The following is a 25,619-nucleotide window of genomic DNA, read 5'->3' on the forward strand; positions in this document are numbered from 1 at the left end:
TCGGAGACATGGTTGACACCTCAAAATTGGCTCGATTCGTCAAGCAAAGGGGCGAGCGATGCCGTGGCGAGAGGTGTCTGTCATGGACCAGCGACGAGAGTTTGTGATGCTTGCCAAGCAGGAGGGAGCCAACCGGCGGCAGCTGTGTCGGCGGTTCGGCATCAGCCCCCAGACCGGCTACAAATGGATCGAGCGGTCTGACGCCGGCGATACGACGCTGGCGGACCGGTCGCGGCGGCCGCATCGAAGTCCGGAGCGCACCGCAGCTGCGACTGAGCAGCAGATTGTCGCGTTGCGCGATGCTCACCCGGCCTGGGGCGCGCGCAAGCTCGCGCATCGTCTCGATCGCGATGGGCAAGCTGTCCCGGCGATCTCCACCGTGCATAACATCCTGCGCCGCTACGATCGGGTGACGGAGCCTGGCGGCACGCCCGGGCAGCCCTACACGCGGTTCGAGAAGGATGCGCCCAATCAGCTGTGGCAGATGGACTTCAAGGGACACAGTGCGCTGGAGAACGGTGTGTCTTGTCATCCGCTCACCGCGCTGGACGATCACTCGCGCTTTTCCTTGTGCCTGGCGGCCTGCGACAATGAGCGCGGCTCTACGGTCAAAGGACATTTGGAGACGACGTTCCGCCGCTATGGACTGCCGGATGCGATGTTCGTCGACAACGGTGGCCCCTGGGGCTTTACTCTCGAAGACCCCTGGACCGCGTTGACGGTCTGGCTGCTGAAGCTCGGCGTTCGAACGATCCATAGCCGGCCCTATCATCCCCAGAGCCGCGGCAAGAACGAACGCTTCCACCGCAGCCTGAAGGCCGAGGTCTTTGCCTTCAAGCGTTACAGGGACCTTCCCGATGTCCAGCGGGCACTCGACGAATGGCGAGCCGTCTACAATCTCGACCGCCCCCATGAGGCTCTCGACTTCAATGTGCCGGCAAGCCGCTATCGGCCCAGCCAACGCACCATGCCGGATCGCCTTCCGACGGTGGACTACGACGAGGGGGAGATCGTCCGTTCCGTGTCGAGCACGAAGGCCTATGTCAGTTTCGAGGGACGGCTCTGGAAAGTCCCTCAAGCCTTTCGCGGTGAGCGACTCGCTATTCGTCCACTCAGACAAGACGGAAAATTCGGAGTTTTCTTTGCCGCTCATCAGATCGCAGCGATCGATTTGCGTGACCCCAAAAGTGTCAACCATGTCCCCGAACAGGTGTAAGCTATGTCTCCGGGCTAAACACTTCGCTCGCAATGACGGCGTGGCAGGTCCTGCGTCCATATCCGCACGGCTCATGACATGACCTCGCGTTCTCGCGACCTTGGGCGTCCGAGTTGTACGGTCATTTGGCTCCCTCCGAACAGACGAAGGGCGCAGGGAATGCCGGGTGAGGGCCTCACCCATGGCCCGCCTGCAGAAAAAAATGCAGGCGGCAGGTACCACAGGCAAAGCCGAACACTCCGGCATTCCCTGCGCGACGGTCTTTAACGCTTATACGCAGTCTCCCTGGTGCGCCGGGCTTGTTGGCCACCATGCCGCGACAATGCTTGCGCATTGCGCGGGTGATACCAGCGTCGGGGTATCAGGACCCTGCGACTTCACGTCCGCAAGTTGCCGTTCGTCCGCGCGCAAGCACGCTGCGACATCTCGCGGCCATCGCTCCCCGCCTCGCGTGTCGTGACGATCGCGCGCAACGCCCCTTCGTGTGAGGCGGGATGCGCGGAAACATCGTCCTGATTTGCCCGACGGTGCAAGGCCACGTGCTGCGGCATTTCAACACGACGGGCAGTTTCGTCATGACGCGCATGCGCAATCTGCCCGTCGGGCGCACTCATGGCTCCGACGGCTGCATGTCCTGCTCTGCCGCGCGCCAAGCTTCGAGCGCGCGGGCGTACAGCAACAGGCCCTCGCGCACCGTGCGCTGCTCGGCTTTCGACAGCGACGACAGGGCGCCGCGAACCTGCTGGCGGCCGAAGGCGTGCAGCGCCGCCAGCGTTTTCCGTCCCTTGGTTGTGAGGCAGAGCGGCTTGATGCGGGCGTCGCCGGCATCGATCGTCTCCTGCAACTCGCCGCTGTCGATCAGCTTGCGGACCATGCGGCTGATGCTGGATTTCTCCAGATGCAGGATCGTGCCGAGCTGCATCGCCGTCAGCGGGCCGCGCAGGCCGATCTCCAGGATGGTGTGAACCGCCGACGGCGGAAGGTCGGTGGCGGCCAGCGTCGCTTCCATGAAGCCGAGCTCGCGCACCATCAGGCGCGCGGCGGCGCGGATGTCGTCGACGAGCGTAAGATCCGGGTCGGGCATCTTGACTCCTGCCATATAGTTGTATCATACAACAAATAGACGATGCAACGTGGCATCGACGACGCCGTACAGCGGAGGGTCGGAGATGAGTGATACGCAGCTCACGGCCGGGGCAAGCGCGCCCGCGGCGTCGCGGATGCAGGGGCAGGTCTGCCTCGTCACCGGGGGCGGCTCCGGCATCGGCCGGGCCGCCGCCTTGAAGCTCGCCGCCGGCGGCGCAGAGGCAGTCGTCGTCGCCGGACGGCGCGAGGCCGAGCTGGCCGATACGGCGGCACGATGCCGGGCGCTCGGGGCCGAGGCGCTCGCGGTGAAGGCCGACGTCACGCGCGAGGACGACGTCGCGAACCTCGTGCAGGCCGTGCTGGATCGCTATGGCCGGCTGGATGCGGCGTTCAACAATGCCGGATTCCAGGAGCGCCGGGCGCCGATCGAGCAGCAGGGCGACGGCGTCTATGCGGACGTGTTCGACGCCAATGTGCGCTCGGTGTTCCTGTGCCTGCGCGCGCAGTTGCCGGTCATGTATGCGCAGGGCCGCGGCCGCATCGTGATCAACGCCTCCGTGAGCGGCGTGCGCAATCCGAATGCGGGGCTTGCGCTCTATTCGGCGTCGAAGGCCGCCGTGATTTCGCTGACGCGATCGGCCGCGATGGAGGCGGCGCCGCGCGGCGTCCGGATCAACGCGATCGCGCCCGGACGCGTCGTCACCGACATGATGCTGCGCGCCGGTGTCGGCGACATCGCGACCGTCGCCGCCGGCCTGCCGCTGCGGCGGATGGGGCAGCCCGAGGACATCGCCGAGGCCGTGCTGTGGCTATTGTCGGACGCGTCGTCCTATGTCGTCGGCCACGTCCTGGCGGCCGATGGCGGCTTCCTCGCGTCCTGAATCCGAGAGGCGTCGGCCGTCGCCGACGACGCAGCGCCCGCGATCGCCGCAGCCGTCTCGGACCCTTGATTGTCGTCGAAAGAGGATCATGCCGAGGTCCGAATTTCGCCGGCTTCCGCGCAGCGATCGTCTTCGTTTCAACTAATTAGTTTGGTCTCCGAACGCCAAGACACCGCTGCGCGGCTTCGCGGCGACTCATTGCGAACAGCTCTCAATCTCGCCTGAAATCATCCCGGCTCGGCAAAACTTCCGCCGACGTTTTCCGGCTATCTGCCAGGCAAGGGGAGCTCGTCGCGTGCATGCGCTGCGTATTCATTGCGACGGCGCCCTGACCTGACGTCGTCGCGTGATATTGGCATACCCCGGCATTGCTTTGCAGGCTCATTCACCACACAAGACCGGCGCGTTCGCGGTGCGGACCAAGCGGCTCATGGTGACGCGATCCCACCGCGGGGTCACGCTCGCGCTCGTCGAGGTGCTGCTGTTGACCGTGATGGTGGTGGACGGCGCGTCCGCGCAGCAGACCATCAAGGCCAAGCCGACGGACGTCGTTCCGGGACGCGCCGACCGGCTGTTCTTCCGTCACGTGACGGCGCGCAGCATCTACTACAACGTTCCGCGGATCACCAACGACAGCCGGACGCTGATGATGCGCCAGGACCCGCGTGGCGTCAGCGCATTGCTGCGTCCGGTGCGCGAGGCCGGTGCGCCGTCGCTGGCCGCGCCGGGCAAGCGCGACGCGGCGGTCGGCAGCTTCGGATTCGCCGCGTTTCAGCCCGCCCGTGGCGCGCGCGTCGCCACGGCCGAGCCGGCGGGAGACGCTCAACGCGCCGCGCCGCAACCCGCCGCACGGCAGATCGCAGCAAAGCCAGCCGCCGAGGCGCCGCCGGCCAAGCCGGACGAGACCGTGGCAGCCGCCCAGCCCGCGGCCGTGCTGCGCAACCGCGACGTTCTTCCCGATCGCAATCTGAACACGGTGAAACCGCAACCGGTGACCGCCGATGCGAAGCCCTACGATCCGACGGGTGTGACGGTCGGGTCGTTCCTGGTGAAGCCCGCCGTCGAGATCCAGGCCGGCTACGACACCAATCCGACCCGGCGAAACGGCGGGCAGGGTTCACCGGTCGCCATCGTGGCGACGGAGGTCGCGGTCCGCTCGCAATGGGAGCGGCATCAGCTCAACGCCGATTTCCGCGGCGCCTACACCGAGGACACCAACGTCCGTTCGCTCAGCCATCCGACCTTCGAGGCGCGGGCGCAAGGGCGCTATGACGTCACCGAGGGCACCGCGATCACCGGCGAGGCGCGTTTCGTCAACGATGCATTGGCGCTGCCGGGCGCGCTCAAGCTGCCCCGCGCCACGACGTTCGGCGGCAGCGCCGGCGTGCTGCAGAAGATCGGTCCCGCCGAGATCGCATTCAAGGGATCGGCCGACCGCGTCGTGTTCAACGACGCGCTGATCTTAGCCAACGTGCCGCTGCGGACGCAGGACCGCAACTACACCCAGCCGGGCGCGCAGGTCCGCATCACCTATGCGCTGACGCCGAACATCTCGCCGTTTGTCGACATGAGTTTCGATCGGCGCAACCACGATCTGCAGGTCGACTTCAACGGCCAGCGCCGCGATTCCAGCGGCATCACCGCGCGCGGCGGCGCCGTCGTCAACGTGGGAACGCTGACCGGCGAAGCCTCGGTCGGCTATCTCACGCGCCGCATGGACTCGCCGCTGATGCCGAACATCAACGGCGTGATCGCGGATGCGACGCTCGCCTGGGCCGCGACCGACGCCACCACCTTCGTGCTGGTGGCGCGCTCGCAGGCCTCCGAGACGCCGGCGATGAACGTCTCGGGCATCCTGTCGCGCGACGTGATCCTGCAGATGGATCATCAGTTCGAGCCGTGGCTGATCGGAACGCTGCGCGGCGGCTACGGCCAGGATCAGTTCGTCGGCATCGGCCGCGTCGACCAGCGCATGTTCGTTGCCGCGGGCGGCACCTACAAGATGAACCGCAATGTTCAGCTCAAGAGCGAGGTCCGCACCGAATGGACCCGCTCCAACATCGCGCTGAACAACTTCATGGCGGTGGTCGGCGTCGTCGGCGTGCGATTCCAATATTGAGCTGGCAACAGGGCGGGTGGACGACAGTCGCCGCGTGCACCTCGGCCCGTCGTTCCGCGCGAGCCGCGCGACAGCGAGGGCACGAACGCGAACCCGCGCATCCGACGCGGCGACGTCTGTCCGACCGGATTTGTGGCCGATGCGCGCGGTCTGCATCGCCGTCGAGGGCGGGCTGGCCCGTCTCGCGCAAAAAAAGAAAGGCCCCGCAGGGGACGGGGCCTCGAGGCAATGCATGCCTGACGGGTGGGGTGACCGGGGAGTCTCACGCGGCGGGATGAGGTCAGGTCGCCGACGCGTGCGCCATCCCCGGTCGGTTCGGCATGCGGCTGGTGATGGTCTTGTTATCGTTATCGGTGTCCGCGCCGCCCGGCGTAACCCGGGCGGCGGCGCGGAGCGGTCTTACTGTTCGAGCGCGGCCAGCGCGGCGTTGCCGATCTGCTGCGCCTCGGCCCAGGCGGCCTGGGTGGCCTGCTGGGCGGCGGTGTAGCCGGCCTGGATCTGCTGCTGAGCCGTGGCCCGCAGCGCCTGCTCCTGCTGCTCGCCGGTCTCGCGGGCCTGGGTCAGGGCCTGGTTGTCGGCGTTCAGCGTCGCGTTGGCCTGGTTGAAGGCGTTGGCGGTGGTCTGCGCCTTGGCCTGGGCGGCCGCCAGCGCAGCCTGGTTGGCCGCATTGTTGGCGCGCTCGAGGACCTCGGCGGCCTCCTGTGCGTCCTGCTTGGCCTGTTGCGCAGCCTGGCGCGCCTGCTCCAGGGCCTGCCGGTCGGCGTTCACCTTCTGCTCGGCCGCTTCGACGGTCGCATCGATCGTGCCGATCTTCTGGTTCAGCGCAGCCTCGACCGTCTTCTGGTTCTGGGTCGCGGCCGCCTGCGCGGCCTGGGTCTTCTGCTGGGCCACCGCGCGTGCCTGCTCGCCGGTCTTCAACGCCGCCTGCAGCGCAGCCTGCTCGGCGGCTTCCTGGGCCGCCTGGTTCTGCTGGTTGTTGTTATTGTTGTTGTTGCCGCCGTTGCCGGCCGCCGCTCCGCCATTGTTGGCATTGCCGCCATTGTTGGCGTTGCCGGCCGCCTGGCCGGCCTGCTGGGCCGCCTTGCCGGCGGCCTCGGCCGTCTCGCGCGCGGTGTCCTTGGCGGCGTTGGCGGCTTCCTTGGCCTCGTTGGAGACGTCGATGTCCTTGTCGAGCTTCTGGAACGCGGCCTGCAGCGCGGCCGAGGCCGCGCTCAGCTTCGCGGCGTTCGCGGTGGCCGCGGCCTGGTTGGCGGCTGTCGGGTTCTTTTCAGCCTGTTCCTGCGCCTCGATCGCGGCGCCCTTCGCGTTCTGCTCGGCCTGACGGGCGACGTCGATCGCCTTGCGGTCGGCAGCGACCTGCGCCTCGGCGGCGGCCGCGGTCTGCGCCGCTGCTGCGGCGGCGGCATTGGCCTTGGCGACGGCATCGGTGCTGCTCGACGCTGCAGCGGCCGCCTTGGCCGGCGTCGCTGTGGCTGCCGGCGCCGCGGTGGCCTTGGCGAGCGCGACAGTGGTCGTGGCCGCCGCGGCCGGCTTGGCGGCGGTGGTGGTCGTGCTCGTGGTGGTCGCGGCGGCGGTCTTGGCCGTGCCGGTCGTCGTCGTTGCCGCGGTGGCGGCAGCAGCGGGCTTGGCAGCGGTGCTGGCGGCGGCGACAGGCTTGGCGGCCGTGCTGGTCGTCGCAGCCGAAGTGGTGGTGGCAGCAACCGGCTTGGCGGTGGTGCTGGTCGTCATGGCCGCGGCCGTCGTCGTTGCAGCCGCAGTCTTGGCGGCACTGCTCGCCGCGGTCGCCGCAGCGGCGGTCGCAGCCTTGGCGGCGGCGCTGGCCGCGGCCTTCGCAGCGGCGTTGGCTGCAGCCTTCGCAGCCGCGTCGGCCGCCGCCTTCGCAGCAGCCTGCTGCGCAGCCTTGGCGGCGGCCTGCTGCGCGGCCTTGGCGGCGGCAGCGGCCGCGGCCTTGGCAGCGGCATCCTGGGCAGCCTTGGCGGCTGCCTGGGCCGCGGCCTTTGCCGCCGCATCCTGCGCCGCCTTCGCGGCGGCGTTGGTGGTGGCCGATGTGGCAAGGGCGGTGGTCATCGCCTGCGCATGGGCCTGATGCGGCAGCGCCGTCACCGCCAGAGCGGACATCAGGGCCAGCACGCTGACATGGCGATAGAGATCGGTCCTCGACGCCGCGGTTTGAAGATTCTTCTTATCCGCCATCAGCTCAACTCCCTTGGTACGCTGGATTGGATGATGGAACCTTTTGAAAATGATTTTGGCTTGCAGAATGGTCGGACCTTGCAAGCAGCAAGGCGTCTGCCTGCAAGCTGACGGCAGGATTTCGCGATGTTTGCGGCAAGCCGGCCGCGGCGAGATGGCGCGGGGGAGCAGAAAGCTTTGGAAACAATTGGTTGCGCTCGACACCGCCGGTTGCACGGTTGCGGCGGGCCGATGAGCATTTCGCGGCGAGCCATGCTGCCGCCATTGAAGATGCGACGCATTGTCGCATATGGCGTGGTTGACAGAACGTCCGCTGTACGAACGCGGGCTCAGCCCTTCTGGGCGTAGAGCAGCGGCACCGCGGCGTCGACCATCACCTCGATGAGGCTCGTGCCGGCATGGGAGAGGCCTCGCGCCAGCGCACTTTCGAGCTCGGCGGCATGGCTCACGCGCACCGCGTCGCAGCCCATGCCCTCGGCGAGCTTGACGAAGTCGAGGCCGGGCAGCTCGAGCCCGGGCACGTTGCGCACCTGCATGACCTGGCTGAACGAGCGCATCGCGCCATAGCCGGAATTGTTGATGACCACGACCGTCAGCGGCAGCCGGCGCTGCGCTGATGTCCACAGCGCCTGCAGCGAATACATCGCCGAGCCGTCGCCGATCAGGCACACCGTGCGGCCGGTGCTACGGCCCAGCGCCATGCCGACCGCCGCCGGCAGGCTGTAGCCGAGCCCGCCGCTCGCCATCGTGTAGAACGAATCCGCGCCCGGCATCGGCATGTACTTGTGCATCACCGGCCGGTGCGAGGGAATCTCCTCGACCACGGCGCTGCCCGCCGGAAGCGCCTGCGCCAGCGTATGCAGGAGATAGTCGACCGGGATCGGATCAGATGGCCTTGGCGCGTCGGGCAGCACGCGGCCCTTCGGCGCGGTGCGCCTGGTCTCCGGCAGCAGCTCCAGCAGCAGCGACAATGCGGGGCGCATCGTCGCGATGATGCTGGTGCCGATCGGCGGCACGGCCGCGCCCTCGGCATCGTCGGTGATCTGATAGAGCGTGGCGGCGCCGTCGAAAATCGCGGCATGGCCCTCGACATGGAAGGTGAACACCGGCGCGCCGATCACGACGACGAGGTCGTGCGGCTTCAGGGCGTCGGACAATTGACCGGGCGAGGCGTGCAGGAAGCCCTGGAACTGCGGATGGCGCTCGGGGAACGCGCAGCGCGCCGAGAACGGGCTGACCCAGACTGCGGCCCTGGCCTTCTCGGCGACCGCGACCACCAGATCGACGCAGCCGGCGCGATCGATGCCGGGGCCGACCACGAGCGCCGGGTTCTTCGCCGCGGCGAGCGCGCCCACCAGTTCGTCCATCGCGGCGCGATCGGGGCCGAGCTCGCGGCTGACCTTGCGCGCCGCGACCGGCTGCGCCGGATGCATCCAGTCGTCGATCGGGATCGAGACGAAGGTCGGCCCGCAGGGCGGCTGCATCGCGGTGTAATAGGCGCGGGCGATCGCGCCCGGCACATCCTCGGGCCGCGCCGGCTCGACGCTGTACTTGACGTAGGGCCGCGGGAATTCGGACGGGCGCTCGGCATAGAGGAACGCCTGCAGCGGCAGGATCGAGCGCGCCTGCTGGCCGGCGGTGATGACGAGCGGCGTCTGGTTGCGGTGCGCGGTGTAGATGTTGCCGAGCGCGTTGCCGACGCCGGCCGCCGAATGCAGATTGACGAAGCCGGCATTGCGCGTCGCCTGCGCGTAGCCATCGGCCATGCCGACCACGCTCGCCTCCTGCAGGCCGAGCACGTAGTCGATGTCCTCGGGCCAGTCGCTGAGGAACGGCAGCTCGGTCGAGCCGGGATTGCCGAACACCTTCTTGATGCCGAAGGCGCGCAGCAGCGCGAAGGTGGCCTGCTTGACGGTCACGGGCTTGGTTGTTGTTTTGGTTGTTCTTGCCAAAGGCGTTTCCTCGAGTTGCCGTCATTGCGAGGAGCGAAGCGACGAAGCAATCCAGAGTCCCGGGTGCGGCCCTGGATTGCTTCGCTTCGCTCGCAATGACGATAGCCTATCTCACCACGTCGCGGTGCCCTTCATGGTCGGCTGCCGCTCGGCGTTGGCCGTCCACAGCTCGAGGCCGCCATCTTTGTCGTTGGCGTTGACCGAGAACTCGCTGCCTTCGAACAACGGCTGCACGCCGCGGTAGGTGAACCTGGCCGGCGGCTTGCCCTTCAGCCTGGCGGCGAACTCGACCAGCAGCGCGGCCTGCAGCGGGCCGTGAAAGATCAGCCCCGGATAACCCTCGACCCTGGTGACGTAGTCGCGGTCGTAGTGGATGCGGTGGCCGTTGAAGGTCAGCGCGGAATAGCGAAACAGCAGCACCGCATCGGACACGCGCGTCTCGCTGTGCTGCGCGACCGGCGGAGGCGGCGGCGCTTTTGCCGGCGCAGCCGGCGCGCCGCCCATGTCGCGATAGACGATGTCCTGGCGCTCGCGGATCGCGACCCCGCGCGACGTCGATACGACATGTTCCACCGACACGAAGCAGAGCTGGCCGGTCGAGCCGCTCTTCAGGGTGACGTCGGTGATCGTCGAAACACGCGTCGCGACATCGCCGACGCGCAGGGGATCGACGAACTGCACCTCGCCGCCGGCCCACATCCGCCGTGGCAGCGGCACCGGCGGCAGGAAGCCGCCGCGCGTCGGATGGCCGTCGGGGCCGAGCTGATCGTGCGGAAACACCGGTTGGCCCAAACACCAGTGCACTGTGTAGGGCGCGATGTCGCCGGTCGTCGGTTCGCCGATGTCCAGGAACAGCGTCGCGCGCAGGCCCTTGGTGAGCTGCGGGGTGACGAGGTCGGTCGCCTCGGCGCTGCGGCCGATCCATTGCCGGAGGTGATCGAGATCGAGCGTGTCCGTCATGATCATCCCTTTCGCTGATGGGGCGAGGCGGCCTCGCCGATCGCGGGCACGGCGCCGTAACGCCTGTCGTCGCCGACCACGATCGCCGCCGGTGCGGGATAGCTGACGACGCCGTTTGGCGTGTCGACCTCGATCCGCCGCAGATGCGGGTGGACCGCGAGATCCGACATGCTGTTGACCTCGGCAAAGGCGATGTCGGCGCTCGCGAGCTTGCCCAGCAGCTCATCGCGCGACAGCGCCGCGAAGCGCTCGGCGACGATGCCGTCGGTGACGCTGCGATTGCGCACGCGCGCGACCATGTTGGCGAAGCGCGGATCGTCGGGCAGGGCAGGCTGGTCCAGCACCTTGGCACACAGCGTCTTCCACTCGCGCTCGCTCTGGATCGAGATCAGGATGTCCTTGCCGTCCTTCGAGGTGAACACGCCATAGGGCGCGATCGAGGGATGGGCGAGGCCGATGCGCTTCGGCGCATTGCCGGCTTCCGCGTTGAGCAGCGGCACCGTGAGCCAGTCGGCCATCACGTCGAACATCGAGATCCTGATATCGGCGCCGTCGCCGGTGCGGCCGCGCTTGATCAGCGCCTCCAGGATCGCGGCATGCGCCGTCGCGCCGGTGGCGACGTCGACGATCGACATGCCGACGCGCGACGGACCATCCGGCCCGCCGGTGATCGAGGCGAGCCCGCTCTCGGCCTGGATCAGCAGGTCATAGGCCTTGCGGTCGGCGTAGGGACCGGTGTCGCCGTAACCGGTGATGGTGCAGCAGATCAGCTTCGGATAGTCCTTGCGCAGCCGCTCGCGGGCGAAGCCCATTCTGTCCATCGAGCCGGGCTTGAGGTTCTGCAGCAGCACGTCGGCGCCGGCGATCAGCTTCTCGAGCTCGGCGCGGCCTTCCGGCTTGGCGAGATCGACGACGCGCGAATCCTTGCCGCGGTTGAGCCAGACGAAGTAGCTGCTCTGCCCCTTGGCGGCGGCGTCATAGCCACGGGCGAAATCGCCCTCGGGCCGCTCGATCTTGATGACATGAGCGCCGGCATCGGCCAGCCGCGACGAGCAGAACGGCGCGGCCACCGCCTGCTCGACGGCGACGACAGTGATTCCCTCAAGCGGCAGCATGGCGTGAACTCACGAAATGGGGCCTCATGGTTCGAGACGCGCCGCAAGGGCGGCGCTCCTCACCATGAGGGGCTAAAGATTTCGTCGCATACAAGATCCTCATCCTGAGGAGCCCGCCGCAGGCGGGCGTCTCGAAGGATGGCCGCGGGCGATTGTTCCGACCGTGCATATCAGTACGAACGCGGCATGCCGAGCACGTGCTCGGCGACGTAGGAGAGGATGAGGTTGGTCGAGATCGGCGCCACCTGATACAGCCGCGTTTCGCGGAACTTGCGTTCGACGTCGTATTCCTCGGCGAAGCCGAAGCCGCCATGGGTCTGGATGCAGGCATTGGCCGCCTCGAACGAGGCGTCGGCCGCGAGCATCTTGGCCATGTTGGCTTCGGCGCCGCAATCCTGCCCGGCCTCGTATTTGCGGGTGGCTTCCTTGACCATCAGCTCGGCGGCCCGCATCGACGCATAGGCCTTGGCGATCGGGAACTGGATGCCTTGATTCTGGCCGATCGGGCGGCCGAACACGACGCGCTCCTTGGCGTAGGCGGTGGCTTTGGCGATGAACCATTTGGCGTCGCCGACGCATTCGGCCGCGATCAGGATGCGCTCGGCATTCATGCCGGAGAGGATGTAGCGGAAGCCCTTGCCTTCCTCGCCGATCAGGTTCTCCGCCGGCACGCGCATGTCGGTGAAGAAGACTTCCGTGGTGGCGTGGTTCATCATCGTCCGGATCGGGCGGATGGTGAGCCCGGCCTTCTTGGCCTCGCGCATGTCGACGATGAAGACGGAGAGACCCTCGGTGCGCTTCTGCACCTGGTCCTTTGGCGTGGTGCGCGCGAGCAGGATCATCAGGTCGGAATATTCGGCGCGGCTGGTCCAGATCTTCTGGCCGTTGACGATGTAGCTGTCGCCGTCGCGCTTCGCGACCGTCTTCAGCGAGGTCGTGTCGGTGCCCGAGGTCGGCTCGGTGACGCCGAACGCCTGCAGCCGCAATTCGCCGCTGGCGACCTTGGGCAGCCATTTGGACTTCTGCTCGGCCGAGCCGTGCCGCAGCACCGTGCCCATCGTGTACATCTGGGCATGACAGCCGCCGCCATTGCAGCCGGCGCGCTGGATCTCCTCGAGGATCGCCGCCGCCGCCGACAGCTTCAATCCGGCGCCGCCATACTCCTCGGGGATCAGCACGGAGAGATAGCCGGCCTGCGTCAGCGCATCGACGAAGGCGGAAGGATAGGCCATCTCGCGATCGAGCTTGCGCCAGTATTCGCCGGGGAACTGCGCGCACAGCTTGGCCACTGCGTCGCGGATGTCGGCGTAATCGTCGTGCTGATGCTGGTCTGTCATGTGTTGCTCCGCGGGCCGCCGTGACGCGGCCTGGGCTCTCTCCCTGGACTTGTTCCTGATAGCCTATGACCAAGCGGGTCACGCTTGGCAAGCTTGGAATGCCAGCGTTGCAGCCGAGCAGCCTTGCCGGAGCGACAGAGCAGGCGGCCTGCGGCTGCGTTCTAGCTGACGGGAAATCCGAGATGACCGCGGAAACGGTTCTTGAGGAAGACACCGTCGCGTGCGGGCAGCGCGCGGTCGACGTGATCGGTCGAGATCGCGACGCGGGCGAAATGCGGCCCGGACAGATCTTGCAGCTTCGGCCGGAAGGCATCGAGCGCCGCGCTGTCCTCGATGGTGCTGACCGAGGGAAAGCCGGCTCCGGTCGCGATCAGTTCGAGATTTGCGCCGAGCCCGGAATGGCTCATCTGCATCCCGGTCTCGCCGAAATGGGCGTTGTCGAGCACGACGATCGCAAGATTGCGCGGCCTCTTCGCAGCCAATGTCGCGAGGCTGCCGAGCCCCATCAACTGCTCGCCGTCACCGGTGATGACGACGACCGGGCGCGATGGCTGCGCCAGGGCGAGACCCAGGCCGATCATGGCTGCGCCGCCCATCGCGCCCCAGAGATAGAAGTTGGTGTCGTGATCGCCCGCGGCGAACACGTCGTAGGACGCTGAACCGAGGCCGCTGACGACCAGCAGGTCGCCACGGTCCTGCAGCAGCGCCTTGACGGCGGTGCGGCGGTCGAGCGGTGCTCTCATCACTTCACCTCCGTCCACTTCTTGGCGCCGATCATGCGCTGGGAGATCAGCACCGCGATCGGCTGATCGCTGTCATAGGCAAGCTTGGCGGCGGCCGCCGCCATCTCGCCGGCGTCCTCGGGATGCTCGAGCCGGAACACGGTGACGCCCATGATCTCGAAGGCGGCCTGCGTGGCCTTTCCCATCGGCACCTGCCACGGATTGAACTCGGCCCATTCGCCGCGCATGGTCACGAAAGTGAGGAACGGGAAGCGGCAGCTCTGAAGCAGCGAGAGCATGTTGACGCAATTGCCGACGCCGCTCGATTGCATCAGCAGCACCGCGCGCTGGCCGCCGAGCCAGGCGCCGGCGGACAGCGCGACGCCTTCCTCTTCGGTGGTCAGGACCGTGGTGGCGATCGCGGGATCGTCATGCGCAAGGCCGATCAGACGGGAATGGCCGGCGTCCGGGACGTAGCAGAGTTGCCGGACGTCGGCGGCCTTCAGCGCCTCGTAGATGGCAAGCGGCCAGTCGGGGCCTGTTGTCGGCGGGTCGGATACTGCCATGACGACTTTCGGTAAATGAGCACCCGCAAAGGGTGCGAGGAATGATCTGGTCAAAGCACGCGTTGCGCCTCATCACATGAGGTCATCATGTCTCCCCGTGATTTTATGGGCAACCCCACGCTTGTGCTTGCGATCGTGCTGGCTATTGTTCCCGTGTTTGATCTCACATGACATCTCAAGGGAATGATTTGATGAAACTGCTTGGTTTTTTCCTGGTATCGACCGCGCTCTTCGCTTCCAGCGTTGCAAACGCCAGAGAGCGCAACGACAGTCCTCACTCTCAAGCCTGCATGGCAAAGAACGGCTTCTCCCTCGACATGTGGCGTGCCCATCGTGCCGGGACCGACGCGCAGGTTCTGAAATACATCATGTGTCGCGATCGGGTATCGAAGGCCCAAGCGCTCGAGATTGGGCGGGCTGACGGCAATTTCAGTCGCGGCTTCTAACTCGAATCGCGCCGCCGGGTTGCGACGACGGGCGATCGAACAGGTGGGGGGCCTCAGGCGTGGCCCTCACCCCGGAATCCTCACAGGCAGCGACTCGTAACCTCGCACGAAGCTGGAATAGACCCGCTTCGGCTCGCCCACGACCTCGATTCGGTCGAAGCGCTTGAGGATCTCCTGCCAGACGATGCGCAGTTGCAGCTCGGCCAGCCGCATGCCGACGCAGCGGTGGATGCCGAAGCCGAAGGAGAGGTGGATGCGCGGCCGCTTGCGGTCGATGATGAAGGCGTCGGGGTTCTCGATCACCTCCTCGTCGCGATTGCCCGAGACGTACCACATCACGACGCGATCACCCTTCCTGATTGTCTTCCCGCCGAGCTCGGTATCGACCAGCGCCGTGCGCCGCATATGGGCGAGCGGCGTCTGCCAGCGGATCACCTCGGGCACCATGGTCTCGATCAGCGCCGGATTGTCACGCAGCTTCTGATACTCGGCCGGGTTCTCGTTCAGCGCCAGCACCGAGGCGGTCATCGTATTGCGGGTGGTGTCGTTGCCGCCGACGATGAGCAGGATCAGATTGCCCATCAGATTGTCCGGCGTCATGTGGCGCGTCGCCTCGCTATGCGCCATCATCGAGATCAGGTCGCGGCCGGGCTCGGCCTGGCGTTGCTTCCACATCCGGCCGAAGGTCTCGGCGCATTCGGCGAGCTCGCGGCGGCGCTCCTCCTCCGACGAGACGATGCCGCTCTTGGGCAGCGCGGTCGAGACATCCGACCAGCGCGTCAGCTTGCGGCGCTCCTCGAACGGGAAGTCGAACAGGGTCGCCAGCATCTGCGTCGTCAGCTCGATCGAGACCTTCTCGACCCAGTTGAAGGTCTCGTTGCGCGGCAACGAATCCAGCACCTTCGCCGAGCGCTGCCGGATCAGCACCGCCATCTCGTCGAGATGCTCCGGCGTGAACATCGGCTGCACCGTCTTGCGCTGCTCGCCATGGCGAGGCTCGTCCATCGCGATGAAGCTCGGCCATTCGTAGCCGGGCGGCACGTCGCGGATCATGATCCCGCCATTGCTGACGTCCGAGGAGAAGAGCGCGTGGCTGGTGTCGACATGCATGATGTCGTGATAGCGCGTCACCGACCAATAGGGCTCGATCGGCGCCTTGGTGCAGTAGTGCACCGGCGCCTCCTTGCGCAGCCGCTCGAACCACGGCCAGATCGTGTCGCTCTGGAACAGCCTGGGCGCGCCGGGATGGAAGTCCTCGATCGGGGTGGAGTAGGCCTCCAGCCGCGCCTCGCGCAGCAGATCGGCATGGTCGGAACGAAGCGCGGCCTGAGCGGTCATGGGGTGGTCCTTTTGTTGAACTCATCACCGCGCCACTTGAGGATCGGCAGGCGCGGTGCTCATGAATGCGCCCTCTCCCCTTGTGGGAGAGGGCATGTAGGACAGTTCTGCGAATTCGGTCGGGTGAGGGGTATCTCTCCACGAGCGTCGCTCGCGGGGAGATACCCCTCACCCGACCGCGTGCGCGGATGGGCCGGTGATGCCCTCTCTCCCACCCTGGCGAAGCTTCGCTTCGCCTTAGGGGAGAGGGCACTGTATCGCGCAGCGTGCTGAGCGGCCTCGGCCTGAATTCGTGAAGCATGCTCACCCGACGAAGCAATTCCTGCCGCCCCCGAATTCGCGATCGATTCGCCCTCAAATACAACTTACGCCGCAATCGTGACCGGCAATGTCTCATATCCCTTCACGAAGCTGGAATAGACGCGCTTGGGCTCGTCCATCACGTCGATATGATCGAAGCGTTTCAGGATCTCCTCCCAGATGATCTTGAGTTGCAGCTCGGCCAGTCGCAGGCCGACGCAGCGGTGGATGCCGAAGCCGAACGACAGATGCTGTCGCGGACGGGCGCGGTCGATGATGAAGTCGTAGGGGCGCTCGATGGCGGCCTCGTCGCGGTTGCCCGAGACGTACCACATCACCACCTTGTCGCCCTTCCTGATCTGCTTGCCGCGGAACTCGATGTCCTCCAGCGCGGTGCGGCGCATGTGGGCGAGCGGGGTCTGCCAGCGGATGACCTCGGGCACGAAGCTGTCGATCAGCGCAGGGTTGTCCTTGAGCTTGCGGTACTGATCAGGGTTCTGACTGAGCGCATAGATGCTGCCGGACATGGTGTTGCGCGTGGTGTCGTTGCCGCCGACGATCAGCAGCACGAGGTTGCCGAGGAAGTTCTTCGGGTCCATGTTCCGCGTCGCCTCGCTGTGGGCCATCATCGACAGCAGGTCGCTCTTCGGCGGCTGGCTGGCGCGCTCCTGCCAAAGCCGACCGAAATAGCGCGCGCAGTCCATCAGCTCCGCCTGCCGCTCGTCCTCGGTCGCTACCAGCCCGTCGGGGCCGGGAATCGTGGTGGCGATATCCGACCAGCGCGTCAGCTTGCGGCGGTCTTCCCAGGGGAAGTCGAACAGCACCGCCAGCATCTGCGTGGTCAGCTCGATCGAGACGCGATCGACCCAGTCGAACACCTCGCCGACAGGCAAATTGTCCAAACATTCGGCGGAGCGCTTGCGGATGTTGATCGCGAGCTCGTCGAGATGCGTCGGCGTGAACATCGGCGCCACGGTCTTGCGCTGCGCGGCGTGGCGCGGCGGGTCCATCGCGATGAAGCTCTCGCGGCGGAGATCCGGATCGACGTCGCGAATGGTGATGCCGCCGAGCGCGGACGCCGAGGAGAACACCGCGTGATTGGTCTCGATCTCCATGATGTCGTCGTAGCGGGTGATCGACCAGTAGGGGCCGAACATCGATTCCTTGCAGTAGTGCACCGGATCCTCACGGCGCAGCCGGTCGAAATAGGGCCAGTGCGTGTCGGTGCGGAATAACTCCGGATGACCGGGGTCGAATTCGGCGAGCGGCAGCGATGCGGCGCGGCCGGCGGCAGCGTCGATGACGCGCTCGCCCTTCGCGGCGTGACGATGTGCCTCGGCCGTCGTGCTGGTCCCGTGCATGGACGTCTCCCTGATGGCCGGATTCGCGCTGTCCGGCGATGCTTGGCGCGATTACATCCTGCCCGGGAGCGCGGGGCAAGCGCCGAGTTTGACGGGGGCTGACCCGTCAAGTCTTGCGTTGCAAGGCTGGTGTTCGGCCGGACGTCGGGCGTGACAAGCGCCACGCCACGGAATATGGCTTTGAGCTATTGTTGCAAAGCAGAAGACTAGCAGGAGGCCGCCCCATGATCGCCAACGCGCAGCGCATGTTCAATTTCGATCTCGGCGAGACCGCGGACGCGATCCGCGAGACGGTGGCGAGCTTTTCGCAGGAGCAGATCGCGCCGCGCGCCGCCGAGATCGACCGCTCCAACCAGTTTCCACGCGACCTCTGGCCGCGGATCGGCGAGCTCGGCCTGCACGGCATCACGGTCGAGGAGGAGTATGGCGGCGCCGGCCTCGGCTATCTCGAGCACTGCATCGCCATGGAGGAGATCTCGCGTGCCTCGGCCTCGGTCGGCCTGTCCTACGGCGCCCACTCCAATCTCTGCGTCAACCAGATCCGCCGCAACGGCAACGAGGCGCAGAAGCGCAAATATCTGCCCAAGCTGATCTCGGGCGAGCATGTCGGCTCGCTGGCGATGTCCGAGCCGCAGGCCGGCTCCGACGTGGTGTCGATGAAGACGCGCGCCGAAAAGAAAGGCGATCGCTTCGTCCTCAACGGCAACAAGATGTGGATCACCAACGGTCCGGTCGCGGAGACGCTCGTGGTCTATGCCAAGACCGATCCGCAAGGCGGCCCGCGCGGCATCACCGCGTTCATCATCGAGAAGGGCATGAAGGGCTTCTCGACCGCGCAGAAGCTCGACAAGCTCGGCATGCGCGGCTCCGACACCTGCGAGCTGGTGTTCGAGGATTGCGAGGTGCCGGAGGAGAACGTGCTGGGGCAGGTCGGCCGCGGCGTCAACGTGCTGATGTCGGGCCTCGACTACGAGCGCGCAGTGCTCGCGGCGGGTCCGCTCGGCATCATGCAGGCCTGCATGGACACGGTGCTGCCCTATGTGCACGAGCGCAAGCAGTTCGGCCAGCCGATCGGCACTTTCCAGCTCGTCCAGGGCAAGGTGGCCGACATGTATACGACGATGAACGCCGCGCGCGCCTATGTCTATGTAGTGGCCAAGGCCTGCGATCGCGGCGAGACCACGCGCGAGGACGCGGCGGGCGCCATTCTGTTCGCCGCCGAGAAGGCGACGCAATGTGCGCTGGACGCGATCCAGCTGCTCGGCGGCAACGGCTACATCAACGACTATGCGACCGGGCGGCTGCTGCGCGATGCCAAGCTGTACGAGATCGGCGCCGGCACCAGCGAGATCCGCCGCATGCTGATCGGGCGGGAATTGTTCGAGAAGACGTCCTGAGGCGCCGACCGAACGGTTGGCGTATGCGGGACATGCGTTCGCCAACCGGCCAGTTGCAGATATTTTAATCATCCCCACCCAGGCCGGTGTTTTTTTCCGGCCGACTTAAGTAGAAAATGCGTCGAACCTCGGAGTCGTCCCGGCGACGAACCATCGAGGCATATTGTAGATCTTTTTGCGTGTGTCGGAGGCCTGAGCCGTGAACCAGATGAGTTACGTTCCGGAGCAGCCGCCGCCGCTTCCGCCTCTCACCGCCACCTTCTCGGGGGCGCGTGGCGAGTTCTTCCGGCTGGTCAGCCGCGGGGCGGCCATCGAACTGATCACACTGGGCTTCTACCGCTTCTGGCTCGCGACCGACATCCGCCGGCATCTCTGGGTCAACACGGCTGTCGATGGTGATGCCGCCGAATATACCGGGCGCGGCAAGGAGCTCCTGATCGGCTTCCTGTTCGCGATGGCGATCCTCGTCCCGATCTATCTCGCCTATTTCCTCATCGGCGTCGAGGCCGAGCGCTACCAGGGCTTCGCCAGCGTGCCGCTGGTGATCGCCTTCTACGCCTTCGGCCAGTTCGCCATCTTCCGCGCGCGCCGCTACCGGCTGACGCGCACGGTCTGGCGCGGCATCCGGTTCTGGATGACGGGTTCGGGCTGGGCCTATGCCGGCCGCGCCATGCTGTGGACTTTGTTGGCGGTGGTCACGCTGGGGCTGGCCTGGCCGTGGCGCGCCGCCGCGCTCGAGCGCTACAAGATGCGGCATTCGCATTACGGTGATCTCAGCGGCGATTTCGAGGGACGCGGCTGGGAGTTCTTCAAGCGCGCCTGGTATCTGTGGCTGGTCGCGCCGTTTGCACTGCTGCTGTTTCCGCTGTTTCCATTCGTCTATGCGCAGTTCAAAGCGATCGAGTGGCGATGGTGGCTGTCGGGCATTCGCTTCGGCGGCGTGCGGCTGGAATCGGACCTGCCGAACAATGCCTTCTACGGTCTCTACTGGAAGGTGATCGGCTGGTGGTTCCTGCTGTCGATCGCCTCCGGCGCCTATTTCAGCGGCGTCGCCGCGCTGATGATCAAGCTGCTGGGGCCGGGAAGCGACGGCCTGCCTCAGGTGCAGGCGCTGTCCGACAATGTGCCGATGCTGGTGCTGGTCGGATTGGGCTACATCGCCTGGATCCTGGCGCTCAACGTCGTGATGCGGCTCTATCTGGTGCGCGACATGTGGGCGAAGGTGCTGCAGTCGGTTCACGTGCATGGCATCGAGGCCATGGCCAATGTCGCTGCCAAGGGCGATTTGGCCAGCGCGCTCGGCGAAGGGTTTGCCGATGGACTCGACGTCGCCGGATTCTGATCCCGGGCCGGCGGGCGCTGCTGCGCCAGCCAACGCCACGCCGGTCGAGCCGGCTGCTCCGCTCGGCGGCCCCGCGGTCTATTTCGACGGACTATCCAACCGGCGGCAGACGGTCACGATCGGCCTCGCCAATCAGCTGGTGATGCGCAGCGCCGACAATTTCGTCTCCTGGCCCTATGAGGACATCCGCCGTGTCGATGCGCCGAGCGGCACGCTGCGCGTGAGCTGCCTGTCGGCGTCGCCACTGGCGCGGCTGGAGATCCGCGACGCGGCGCTGTCGGCCGAACTGATCGCGCGTTGCGGCCACATCGACCAGAACAGGATGACCCGCGGCGCCATCGCGCGCATCGTCGGCTGGTCGCTGGCGGCCGCGGCCTCCATCGTCGCCGTCGTGCTGGTGGTGATTCCGTTCGCCTCCGACCGCCTGACGCCGCTGGTGCCGCCGACCATGGAGCGGCATCTCGGCGAGGCCGCCGTGGTGCAGATCCAGACCGTGTTCGGCGACAAGCTCTGCACCGAGGCGGCCGGGCAGGCCGCCTTCGCCAAGCTGGTGACGGCGCTGCGCCGCCCTGCCGGCCTCGACGACGGCATCGCGTCGCAGGTGCTGGACACGCCGATCCCCAACGCCTTCGCGCTGCCGGGCGGGCGGTTCTTCCTGTTCAGGGGGCTGCTCGACAAGGCCAACGACCCCGACGAGGTCGCCGGCGTGCTGGCGCATGAGCTCGGCCACCTCAAGCATCGCGACAACCTGCGGCAGCTGATCCACAATGGCGGCAGCTCGTTCCTGATCGGCCTGCTGTTCGGCGACGTCACCGGTGCGGGCGCGGCGGTCTTCGCCTCGCGGGCCATGATCAACGCGTCCTATTCGCGCGAGGCGGAGGCGGCCGCGGACGGCTTCGCGATCGAGGTGATGCACAAGCTCGGACGGCCGACGCGCCCGATGGGCGAATTGCTGTTCCGCATCACCGGCAAGGAGGACGGCAAGCGCCCGTCGCTGTGGGCCAGCCATCCGCTCAGCGAGGACCGTCTCGCCCGCATGCGCGCCGAAGACCGGCCGCCGAGCGGCCCGCCGCTGCTGAGCGCGGAAGAATGGCGGGCGTTGAAGGGGATTTGCAAGTAGCGGAGTTGCCGCCGCCGCTACTGAGTTGCCGGGTCCGTTTCGGCAAAACCGGTGTCGTCCCGGCGAACGCCGGGATCCATAACCACCGAGTTTGATTGTTGGAAGAAGGTCTCGCCCAGCGTGCTTCATCGCAGGGCCGCGGCGTATGGGTCCCGGCGTTCGCCGGGACGACACCAGAGTTTGACGCGCGATAGGAACCTCAACTAAGGGCCAAGACCCCCCGCGAACTCAACCCCTCTCACTCCGCCAGATTGTTGGTCTTCCTCACCCAGGCCCGCACATCCGTCAGCACGTCCGGCAGCACGGCCTTGACCTCGGCAAGCGTCATGCCGGCCTTGACGCGCGGGTCGTACAGCATGTTGAGGATGTACTGGTCGTAGACGTCGAAATAGCCCATCGAGACGTTGTCGTTGAACATCGTCCAGGGCACGCTCGCGGTGTCGTTGATAGGCCCGAGCGACTGCAGCAGCTCCTCATAGGCGCAATCGAGGAAGACGAAATCGCCGTTGTCGACGGTGAGGATGACGTCGGAACGCTCGATCTCGAACGCCTCGTTCTTGCGGAAGCCGGACAGGCATTGCGGATCCAGCGAGGTCTTGATCTCGCGCGCGCGCTCGCTGCCATAGGCCTGGCTGATGGTGTGGTAGAGGTCGCGGTCGCGCACCAGCTTGACGCGGACATTGGCGTCGCCGTCGGTCTCGGTCATCGCGATGTCGAGGTTGCGGATGCGGGCGGCGATGTCGCTGACGACCTTGGCGAGCTGCGCCTTGCGGTCGGCGCGGCGGCCATCGGCGAACACCCGCACCGGCGCGCTGTACTTGCGGATGCGGTCGACCCGGCCCGCCAAGTGATACTCGGCGCCGAACGCGGTCTTGAAGAAGCCGTCGGTGATCTCGGCGTCGGTGAAGCTCTTCTTCTCGACGCGCTGGCGGGCGGCGATCGCCGGGATCTCGGCGGCGGACGCCGGCAGCGGCATGGTCACGAGCGCAGCCAGCGCGGCCACCACCGCGCTCCGCACGGGGCGCCAGGAGCGGGGCCGCTCCTGGCGAGGATGCGCGCTGGGACGTTGCTTCATCGTCGCGGCCGCGTGCGGCGCTCAGTTCTTGACGATCACGGTGGTGCCGACCGAAACGCGGTCATAGAGGTCGGCGACGTCGTCATTGGTCATGCGGAAGCAGCCCGACGATACCGCCTGGCCGATCGTCTCGGGCTCGTTCGAGCCGTGGATTCGGTACAGCGTGGAGCCGAGATACATCGCGCGCGCGCCGAGCGGGTTCTCGATGCCGCCGGCCATGTGGCGCGGCAGGTCGGGCCGGCGCCGCAGCATCTGCGACGGCGGGGTCCAGGCTGGCCATTCCTTCTTGGCGGTGATGCGGTGCACGCCGCTCCAGCGGAACCCGTCGCGGCCGACGCCGATGCCGTAGCGCAGCGCCTGGCCGCCGGGCAGGACCAGATAGAGCCGGCGCTCGCTGGTGTTCACGATGATGGTGCCCGGCGCATATTGGCTCTGGAACATCACGGTCTCGCGCGGGATCGGGCTGACGGCGCCCTGGTAGAAGTTCGGCCCGCCGCCGAAGATGTCCCTGGTGTCGAACATTTCCGCCCGCGCCATTCCGGCGCTTGCCACCGACGCCACCGCAGCAATTCCCAAAGCCAAACAGCGCTTCATTTCCATCCCCTGGCAAATATCAATTCCGTTCGCAGACAGGCCATAAACGGTTGCACTTCGCAACCCACGGCGGCGTGAGGCCGGTATGTGGCGACGGTCCGTGACCCAAATCCCACGGAAAATCGCCCGCGTCCTGGACCAACATCCTGTTAGCCAAGCCCGCGCATGAGCACCGTGGCGATGGCAGCAATGCGGCCAGCCCCTTTGACGCCGCGGGCGAACAATGATTGATCTGCCCAGCATTGCAAATGGCGCGCGGAATCAGCAGGAGAATAGGATGAACGGTGCGGAAAGCCTGGTGCGGACCCTGGTCGCGGGGGGCGTTGACGTCTGCTTTACCAATCCGGGCACGTCCGAGATGCACTTCGTCGCCGCGCTCGACCGTGTCGAGGGCATGCGCTGCGTGCTCGGCCTGTTCGAGGGCGTGGTCACCGGCGCCGCCGACGGCTATTTCCGCATGAAGGGCACGCCGGCCTCGACGCTTCTCCATCTCGGCCCCGGGCTCGCCAACGGCCTCGCCAATCTGCACAACGCCAAGAAGGCGCGCTCCGGCATCGTCAACATCGTCGGCCAGCACGCCACCTACCACATCGGCTTCAACGCGCCGCTGACCTCGGACATCGAGGGCCTGGCGCGGCCGATGTCGGACTGGGTGCGGACCTCGCCGAGCGCCAAGGCCGTGGCCGCCGACGGCGCCGCGGCGATCGCCGCCGCCAAGAGCGCGCCGCCGCAGATCGCGACCCTGATCCTGCCCGCCGACACCGCCTGGAACGAGGCCGACGGCATCGCCCAGGTTCCGGCGGAGACGCAGCGCCCGAGCTACTCGGCCGATGCGGTCGAGAAGGCCGCCAAGATCCTGCATGCCCACGGTCCCGAGACCCTGGTGCTGATGACCGCGGGCGCGCTGACCGAGCAGGCGCTGACCTTCGCTCAGCAGATCGCCGGCAAGACCGGCTGCCGCGTGATGGGCCAGACCTATCACCCGCGCATGGCGCGCGGCGCCGGCCGGTTCTCGATCGACCGCATTCCCTACGTGATCGAGCAGGCGCTGCCGATCCTGAAGAACTACAAGCACATCGTGCTGGTCGAGGCCAACGACCCCGTCGCCTTCTTCGCCTATCCGAACAAGCCGAGCATGCTGAAGGCCGAGGGCACCGAGGTCCACCGCATGACGGCGTGGGGCGAGAACTCGGCCGCCGCGCTCGAGGCGCTCGCCGGCCATCTCGGCGCCAAGGCCGCGGACGTCAAGCCGCAGCCGCTCGCCGAGCTGATCAAGCCCACCGGGGCGCTCAACCACGCCACCATCGCGCAGGCGATCGCCTATGCGATTCCGGAGAACGCGATCGTGGTCGACGAATCCATCACCACGGGTCGCGGCTTCTTCCCGCCGACGGCGGCCGCCAAGCCGCATGACTGGCTGCAGAACATGGGCGGCTCGATCGGCTTCTCGACCCCCGTGGCGACCGGCGCCGCGGTGGCCTGCCCGGATCGCAAGGTGATGTGCCTCGTCGGCGACGGCAGCGCCATGTACACGATCCAGTCGCTGTGGACCCAGGCGCGCGAGAACCTCAACGTCGTCACGGTGGTGTTCGCCAACAGGATCTATCAGATCCTGCGCGGCGAGTTCGACGGCGTCGGCGCCGGCGAGCCGGGCCAGCGCGCCCAGGACATGCTCAAGATCGACCGCCCGACGCTCGACTTCGTCGCCATGGCCAAGGGCATGGGCGTTCCCGGCCGCGCCGTCACCTCGGCCGACGAGTTCAATGCCGCGCTGGCCGAGGCGAACGCCGAATACGGTCCGCGCCTGATCGAAGTGCAGATGTAGGTTCCTCCGCCCGCAACCCGGCGGCCGCAAATCGGCCGCCGGTTGATGGCAGCGTCATGTCAGCATTTATGTGGTTGGCGACTCAGCACGATCGCGTGTTGATGGTGACGTCTCCATCGTTTGTTTTGTTTGGGCGGCATGCACAGCGAATTGAACCGGCTGATCTCCGCGTTGCAGGAGTTCTATGCGCGCGAGCGTTTCATCCTCGACCGCGATCTCGGTGAGCGCGCTTTGACGCACCGGCTCTCGGTGCATCTGGAGCGCAACTTCCTCGGCTGGGACGTCGATTGCGACTACAACCGGCTCGGCGACCGCGCCATGCTGCTCCCGCGCGGCACCATCGTCTCGACCGACGACGAGCTGGGAAAATCGATCTACCCCGACATCGTCGTGCACAAGCGCGCCGTGCCCGACAATCTGCTGGCGATCGAGGTCCGCAAGGCCGGCAACCACCAGCCATTGGCGCACGACCGCCACAAGCTGATGGCGCTGACCGACCCGCATCTGTGGTTTGCCTATTGGATCGGCGTGCTGGTGATTCTCGACCGCCGCCACGTGATCACGCCGGAGGTCTATGTCGGGGCCCGAATCGACCCGGTACTGTCGGCCTGGTTCGCGGGGCGATTGCAGCAGATGGGGCTGGCGGCCGCATAGACACGTCAGATCACGGGCGC

21 protein-coding genes are annotated in these 25,619 nt (G+C 66.8%); 9 read left to right on the plus strand and 12 right to left on the minus strand.

What is annotated here, in order from left to right; all coding sequences use genetic code 11:
- Positions 1-58: 58 nt before the first annotated feature.
- Complete coding sequence (locus ACQR1F_RS31405; protein ID WP_316216558.1) at positions 59-1,216, plus strand: IS481 family transposase; 1,158 nt, start codon at positions 59-61, stop codon at positions 1,214-1,216.
- Between the two features lie 610 nt (positions 1,217-1,826).
- Here the strand turns inward: ACQR1F_RS31405 and ACQR1F_RS31410 are convergent.
- On the minus strand, positions 1,827-2,300 hold the full coding sequence (locus ACQR1F_RS31410) for a MarR family winged helix-turn-helix transcriptional regulator (RefSeq protein WP_315803183.1): 474 nt from the start codon (positions 2,298-2,300) through the stop codon (positions 1,827-1,829).
- 85 nt (positions 2,301-2,385) lie between these two features.
- Between ACQR1F_RS31410 and ACQR1F_RS31415 the strand changes: the two genes are divergently transcribed.
- Entirely contained in the window at positions 2,386-3,183 is a 798-nt protein-coding gene (locus ACQR1F_RS31415; RefSeq protein ID WP_315803184.1) for an SDR family NAD(P)-dependent oxidoreductase, read from the plus strand.
- 430 nt (positions 3,184-3,613) lie between these two features.
- Positions 3,614-5,302, plus strand: a complete 1,689-nt coding sequence (locus tag ACQR1F_RS31420; protein ID WP_434914506.1) for an outer membrane beta-barrel protein — start codon at positions 3,614-3,616, stop codon at positions 5,300-5,302.
- A 399-nt stretch (positions 5,303-5,701) separates the two neighbouring features.
- On the opposite strand, the gene ACQR1F_RS31425 is transcribed toward ACQR1F_RS31420, so the two are convergent.
- The 7 genes from ACQR1F_RS31425 to ACQR1F_RS31455 form a co-directional block, all read right to left on the minus strand.
- Positions 5,702-7,495 (minus strand): hypothetical protein, encoded by a 1,794-nt coding sequence (locus tag ACQR1F_RS31425; protein WP_434914507.1) that lies wholly within the window; start codon positions 7,493-7,495, stop codon positions 5,702-5,704.
- Positions 7,496-7,824: 329 nt separating this feature from the next.
- Positions 7,825-9,447: a benzoylformate decarboxylase gene (gene mdlC / locus ACQR1F_RS31430; RefSeq protein WP_434914508.1), complete on the minus strand. Its 1,623-nt coding sequence runs from the start codon at positions 9,445-9,447 to the stop codon at positions 7,825-7,827.
- Between the two features lie 111 nt (positions 9,448-9,558).
- Positions 9,559-10,407: an FAS1-like dehydratase domain-containing protein gene (locus ACQR1F_RS31435; protein WP_434873311.1), complete on the minus strand. Its 849-nt coding sequence runs from the start codon at positions 10,405-10,407 to the stop codon at positions 9,559-9,561.
- Between the two features lie 2 nt (positions 10,408-10,409).
- Complete coding sequence (locus ACQR1F_RS31440) at positions 10,410-11,522, minus strand: CaiB/BaiF CoA transferase family protein (protein ID WP_316177432.1); 1,113 nt, start codon at positions 11,520-11,522, stop codon at positions 10,410-10,412.
- Positions 11,523-11,692: 170 nt separating this feature from the next.
- Positions 11,693-12,859, minus strand: a complete 1,167-nt coding sequence (locus tag ACQR1F_RS31445; protein ID WP_316238091.1) for an acyl-CoA dehydrogenase family protein — start codon at positions 12,857-12,859, stop codon at positions 11,693-11,695.
- Between the two features lie 161 nt (positions 12,860-13,020).
- Positions 13,021-13,602, minus strand: coding sequence for a thiamine pyrophosphate-dependent enzyme (locus tag ACQR1F_RS31450; RefSeq protein ID WP_434914509.1), 582 nt, complete (start codon positions 13,600-13,602; stop codon positions 13,021-13,023).
- Positions 13,602-14,147, minus strand: coding sequence for a phosphonopyruvate decarboxylase (locus ACQR1F_RS31455; RefSeq protein WP_434873308.1), 546 nt, complete (start codon positions 14,145-14,147; stop codon positions 13,602-13,604). Before ACQR1F_RS31455 ends, ACQR1F_RS31450 begins: the two co-directional genes overlap by 1 nt.
- A gap of 191 nt (positions 14,148-14,338) precedes the next feature.
- Between ACQR1F_RS31455 and ACQR1F_RS31460 the strand changes: the two genes are divergently transcribed.
- Positions 14,339-14,593 carry a hypothetical protein gene (locus ACQR1F_RS31460; RefSeq protein WP_316238088.1) on the plus strand — a complete coding sequence of 85 codons (255 nt, stop codon included), beginning with the start codon at positions 14,339-14,341 and terminating at the stop codon, positions 14,591-14,593.
- Between the two features lie 66 nt (positions 14,594-14,659).
- Here ACQR1F_RS31460 and ACQR1F_RS31465 read toward each other — a convergent pair whose 3' ends face one another.
- Together ACQR1F_RS31465 and ACQR1F_RS31470 are read right to left on the minus strand one after the other, a co-directional pair.
- Complete coding sequence (locus tag ACQR1F_RS31465) at positions 14,660-15,931, minus strand: cytochrome P450 (RefSeq protein ID WP_434914510.1); 1,272 nt, start codon at positions 15,929-15,931, stop codon at positions 14,660-14,662.
- Between the two features lie 365 nt (positions 15,932-16,296).
- Positions 16,297-17,592: a cytochrome P450 gene (locus ACQR1F_RS31470; RefSeq protein ID WP_316216574.1), complete on the minus strand. Its 1,296-nt coding sequence runs from the start codon at positions 17,590-17,592 to the stop codon at positions 16,297-16,299.
- Positions 17,593-17,816: 224 nt separating this feature from the next.
- Between ACQR1F_RS31470 and ACQR1F_RS31475 the strand changes: the two genes are divergently transcribed.
- From ACQR1F_RS31475 to ACQR1F_RS31485, 3 genes are all read left to right on the plus strand, one after another.
- The gene (locus ACQR1F_RS31475) at positions 17,817-18,989 is read left to right on the plus strand and encodes an isovaleryl-CoA dehydrogenase (RefSeq protein WP_434914511.1); all 1,173 of its coding nucleotides are present in this window, start codon (positions 17,817-17,819) and stop codon (positions 18,987-18,989) included.
- A 208-nt stretch (positions 18,990-19,197) separates the two neighbouring features.
- Positions 19,198-20,331, plus strand: a complete 1,134-nt coding sequence (locus ACQR1F_RS31480) for a DUF898 family protein (RefSeq protein ID WP_316177660.1) — start codon at positions 19,198-19,200, stop codon at positions 20,329-20,331.
- Positions 20,306-21,451 carry a M48 family metallopeptidase gene (locus ACQR1F_RS31485; RefSeq protein ID WP_315803197.1) on the plus strand — a complete coding sequence of 382 codons (1,146 nt, stop codon included), beginning with the start codon at positions 20,306-20,308 and terminating at the stop codon, positions 21,449-21,451. Before ACQR1F_RS31480 ends, ACQR1F_RS31485 begins: the two co-directional genes overlap by 26 nt.
- 238 nt (positions 21,452-21,689) lie before the next feature.
- Here ACQR1F_RS31485 and ACQR1F_RS31490 read toward each other — a convergent pair whose 3' ends face one another.
- Both ACQR1F_RS31490 and ACQR1F_RS31495 read right to left on the minus strand, forming a co-directional pair.
- Positions 21,690-22,427 (minus strand): DUF2927 domain-containing protein, encoded by a 738-nt coding sequence (locus ACQR1F_RS31490; protein ID WP_316177662.1) that lies wholly within the window; start codon positions 22,425-22,427, stop codon positions 21,690-21,692.
- A 120-nt stretch (positions 22,428-22,547) separates the two neighbouring features.
- Positions 22,548-23,120, minus strand: coding sequence for a L,D-transpeptidase (locus ACQR1F_RS31495; protein ID WP_315803198.1), 573 nt, complete (start codon positions 23,118-23,120; stop codon positions 22,548-22,550).
- A gap of 277 nt (positions 23,121-23,397) precedes the next feature.
- On the opposite strand from ACQR1F_RS31495, the gene ACQR1F_RS31500 reads away from it, so the two are divergent.
- A complete protein-coding gene (locus ACQR1F_RS31500) occupies positions 23,398-24,945 on the plus strand; it encodes an acetolactate synthase large subunit (RefSeq protein ID WP_316177445.1) in 1,548 nt (515 codons plus the stop codon).
- Between the two features lie 138 nt (positions 24,946-25,083).
- Complete coding sequence (locus ACQR1F_RS31505) at positions 25,084-25,599, plus strand: hypothetical protein (protein ID WP_316177447.1); 516 nt, start codon at positions 25,084-25,086, stop codon at positions 25,597-25,599.
- Positions 25,600-25,619 lie beyond the last annotated feature (20 nt).

The organism is Bradyrhizobium sp. HKCCYLS3013 (assembly GCF_051167615.1).
Taxonomy (GTDB): Bacteria; Pseudomonadota; Alphaproteobacteria; order Rhizobiales; family Xanthobacteraceae; genus Bradyrhizobium.

Bases quoted from the DNA above. Each gene is read 5' to 3' on its own strand.
- ACQR1F_RS31495 (WP_315803198.1), bottom strand. From the start codon at position 23,120: ATGAAGCGCTGTTTGGCTTTGGGAATTGCTGCGGTGGCGTCGGTGGCA.
- ACQR1F_RS31485 (WP_315803197.1), top strand. From the start codon at position 20,306: ATGGACTCGACGTCGCCGGATTCTGATCCCGGGCCGGCGGGCGCTGCT.
- ACQR1F_RS31425 (WP_434914507.1), bottom strand. From the start codon at position 7,495: ATGGCGGATAAGAAGAATCTTCAAACCGCGGCGTCGAGGACCGATCTC.
- ACQR1F_RS31450 (WP_434914509.1), bottom strand. From the start codon at position 13,602: ATGAGAGCACCGCTCGACCGCCGCACCGCCGTCAAGGCGCTGCTGCAG.
- ACQR1F_RS31405 (WP_316216558.1), top strand. From the start codon at position 59: ATGCCGTGGCGAGAGGTGTCTGTCATGGACCAGCGACGAGAGTTTGTG.
- ACQR1F_RS31475 (WP_434914511.1), top strand. From the start codon at position 17,817: ATGATCGCCAACGCGCAGCGCATGTTCAATTTCGATCTCGGCGAGACC.
- ACQR1F_RS31435 (WP_434873311.1), bottom strand. From the start codon at position 10,407: ATGACGGACACGCTCGATCTCGATCACCTCCGGCAATGGATCGGCCGC.
- ACQR1F_RS31410 (WP_315803183.1), bottom strand. From the start codon at position 2,300: ATGCCCGACCCGGATCTTACGCTCGTCGACGACATCCGCGCCGCCGCG.
- ACQR1F_RS31440 (WP_316177432.1), bottom strand. From the start codon at position 11,522: ATGCTGCCGCTTGAGGGAATCACTGTCGTCGCCGTCGAGCAGGCGGTG.
- ACQR1F_RS31455 (WP_434873308.1), bottom strand. From the start codon at position 14,147: ATGGCAGTATCCGACCCGCCGACAACAGGCCCCGACTGGCCGCTTGCC.
- ACQR1F_RS31470 (WP_316216574.1), bottom strand. From the start codon at position 17,592: ATGCACGGGACCAGCACGACGGCCGAGGCACATCGTCACGCCGCGAAG.
- ACQR1F_RS31465 (WP_434914510.1), bottom strand. From the start codon at position 15,931: ATGACCGCTCAGGCCGCGCTTCGTTCCGACCATGCCGATCTGCTGCGC.
- ACQR1F_RS31480 (WP_316177660.1), top strand. From the start codon at position 19,198: ATGAGTTACGTTCCGGAGCAGCCGCCGCCGCTTCCGCCTCTCACCGCC.
- ACQR1F_RS31420 (WP_434914506.1), top strand. From the start codon at position 3,614: ATGGTGACGCGATCCCACCGCGGGGTCACGCTCGCGCTCGTCGAGGTG.
- ACQR1F_RS31500 (WP_316177445.1), top strand. From the start codon at position 23,398: ATGAACGGTGCGGAAAGCCTGGTGCGGACCCTGGTCGCGGGGGGCGTT.
- ACQR1F_RS31505 (WP_316177447.1), top strand. From the start codon at position 25,084: ATGCACAGCGAATTGAACCGGCTGATCTCCGCGTTGCAGGAGTTCTAT.
- ACQR1F_RS31445 (WP_316238091.1), bottom strand. From the start codon at position 12,859: ATGACAGACCAGCATCAGCACGACGATTACGCCGACATCCGCGACGCA.
- ACQR1F_RS31460 (WP_316238088.1), top strand. From the start codon at position 14,339: ATGAAACTGCTTGGTTTTTTCCTGGTATCGACCGCGCTCTTCGCTTCC.
- ACQR1F_RS31415 (WP_315803184.1), top strand. From the start codon at position 2,386: ATGAGTGATACGCAGCTCACGGCCGGGGCAAGCGCGCCCGCGGCGTCG.
- ACQR1F_RS31490 (WP_316177662.1), bottom strand. From the start codon at position 22,427: ATGCCGCTGCCGGCGTCCGCCGCCGAGATCCCGGCGATCGCCGCCCGC.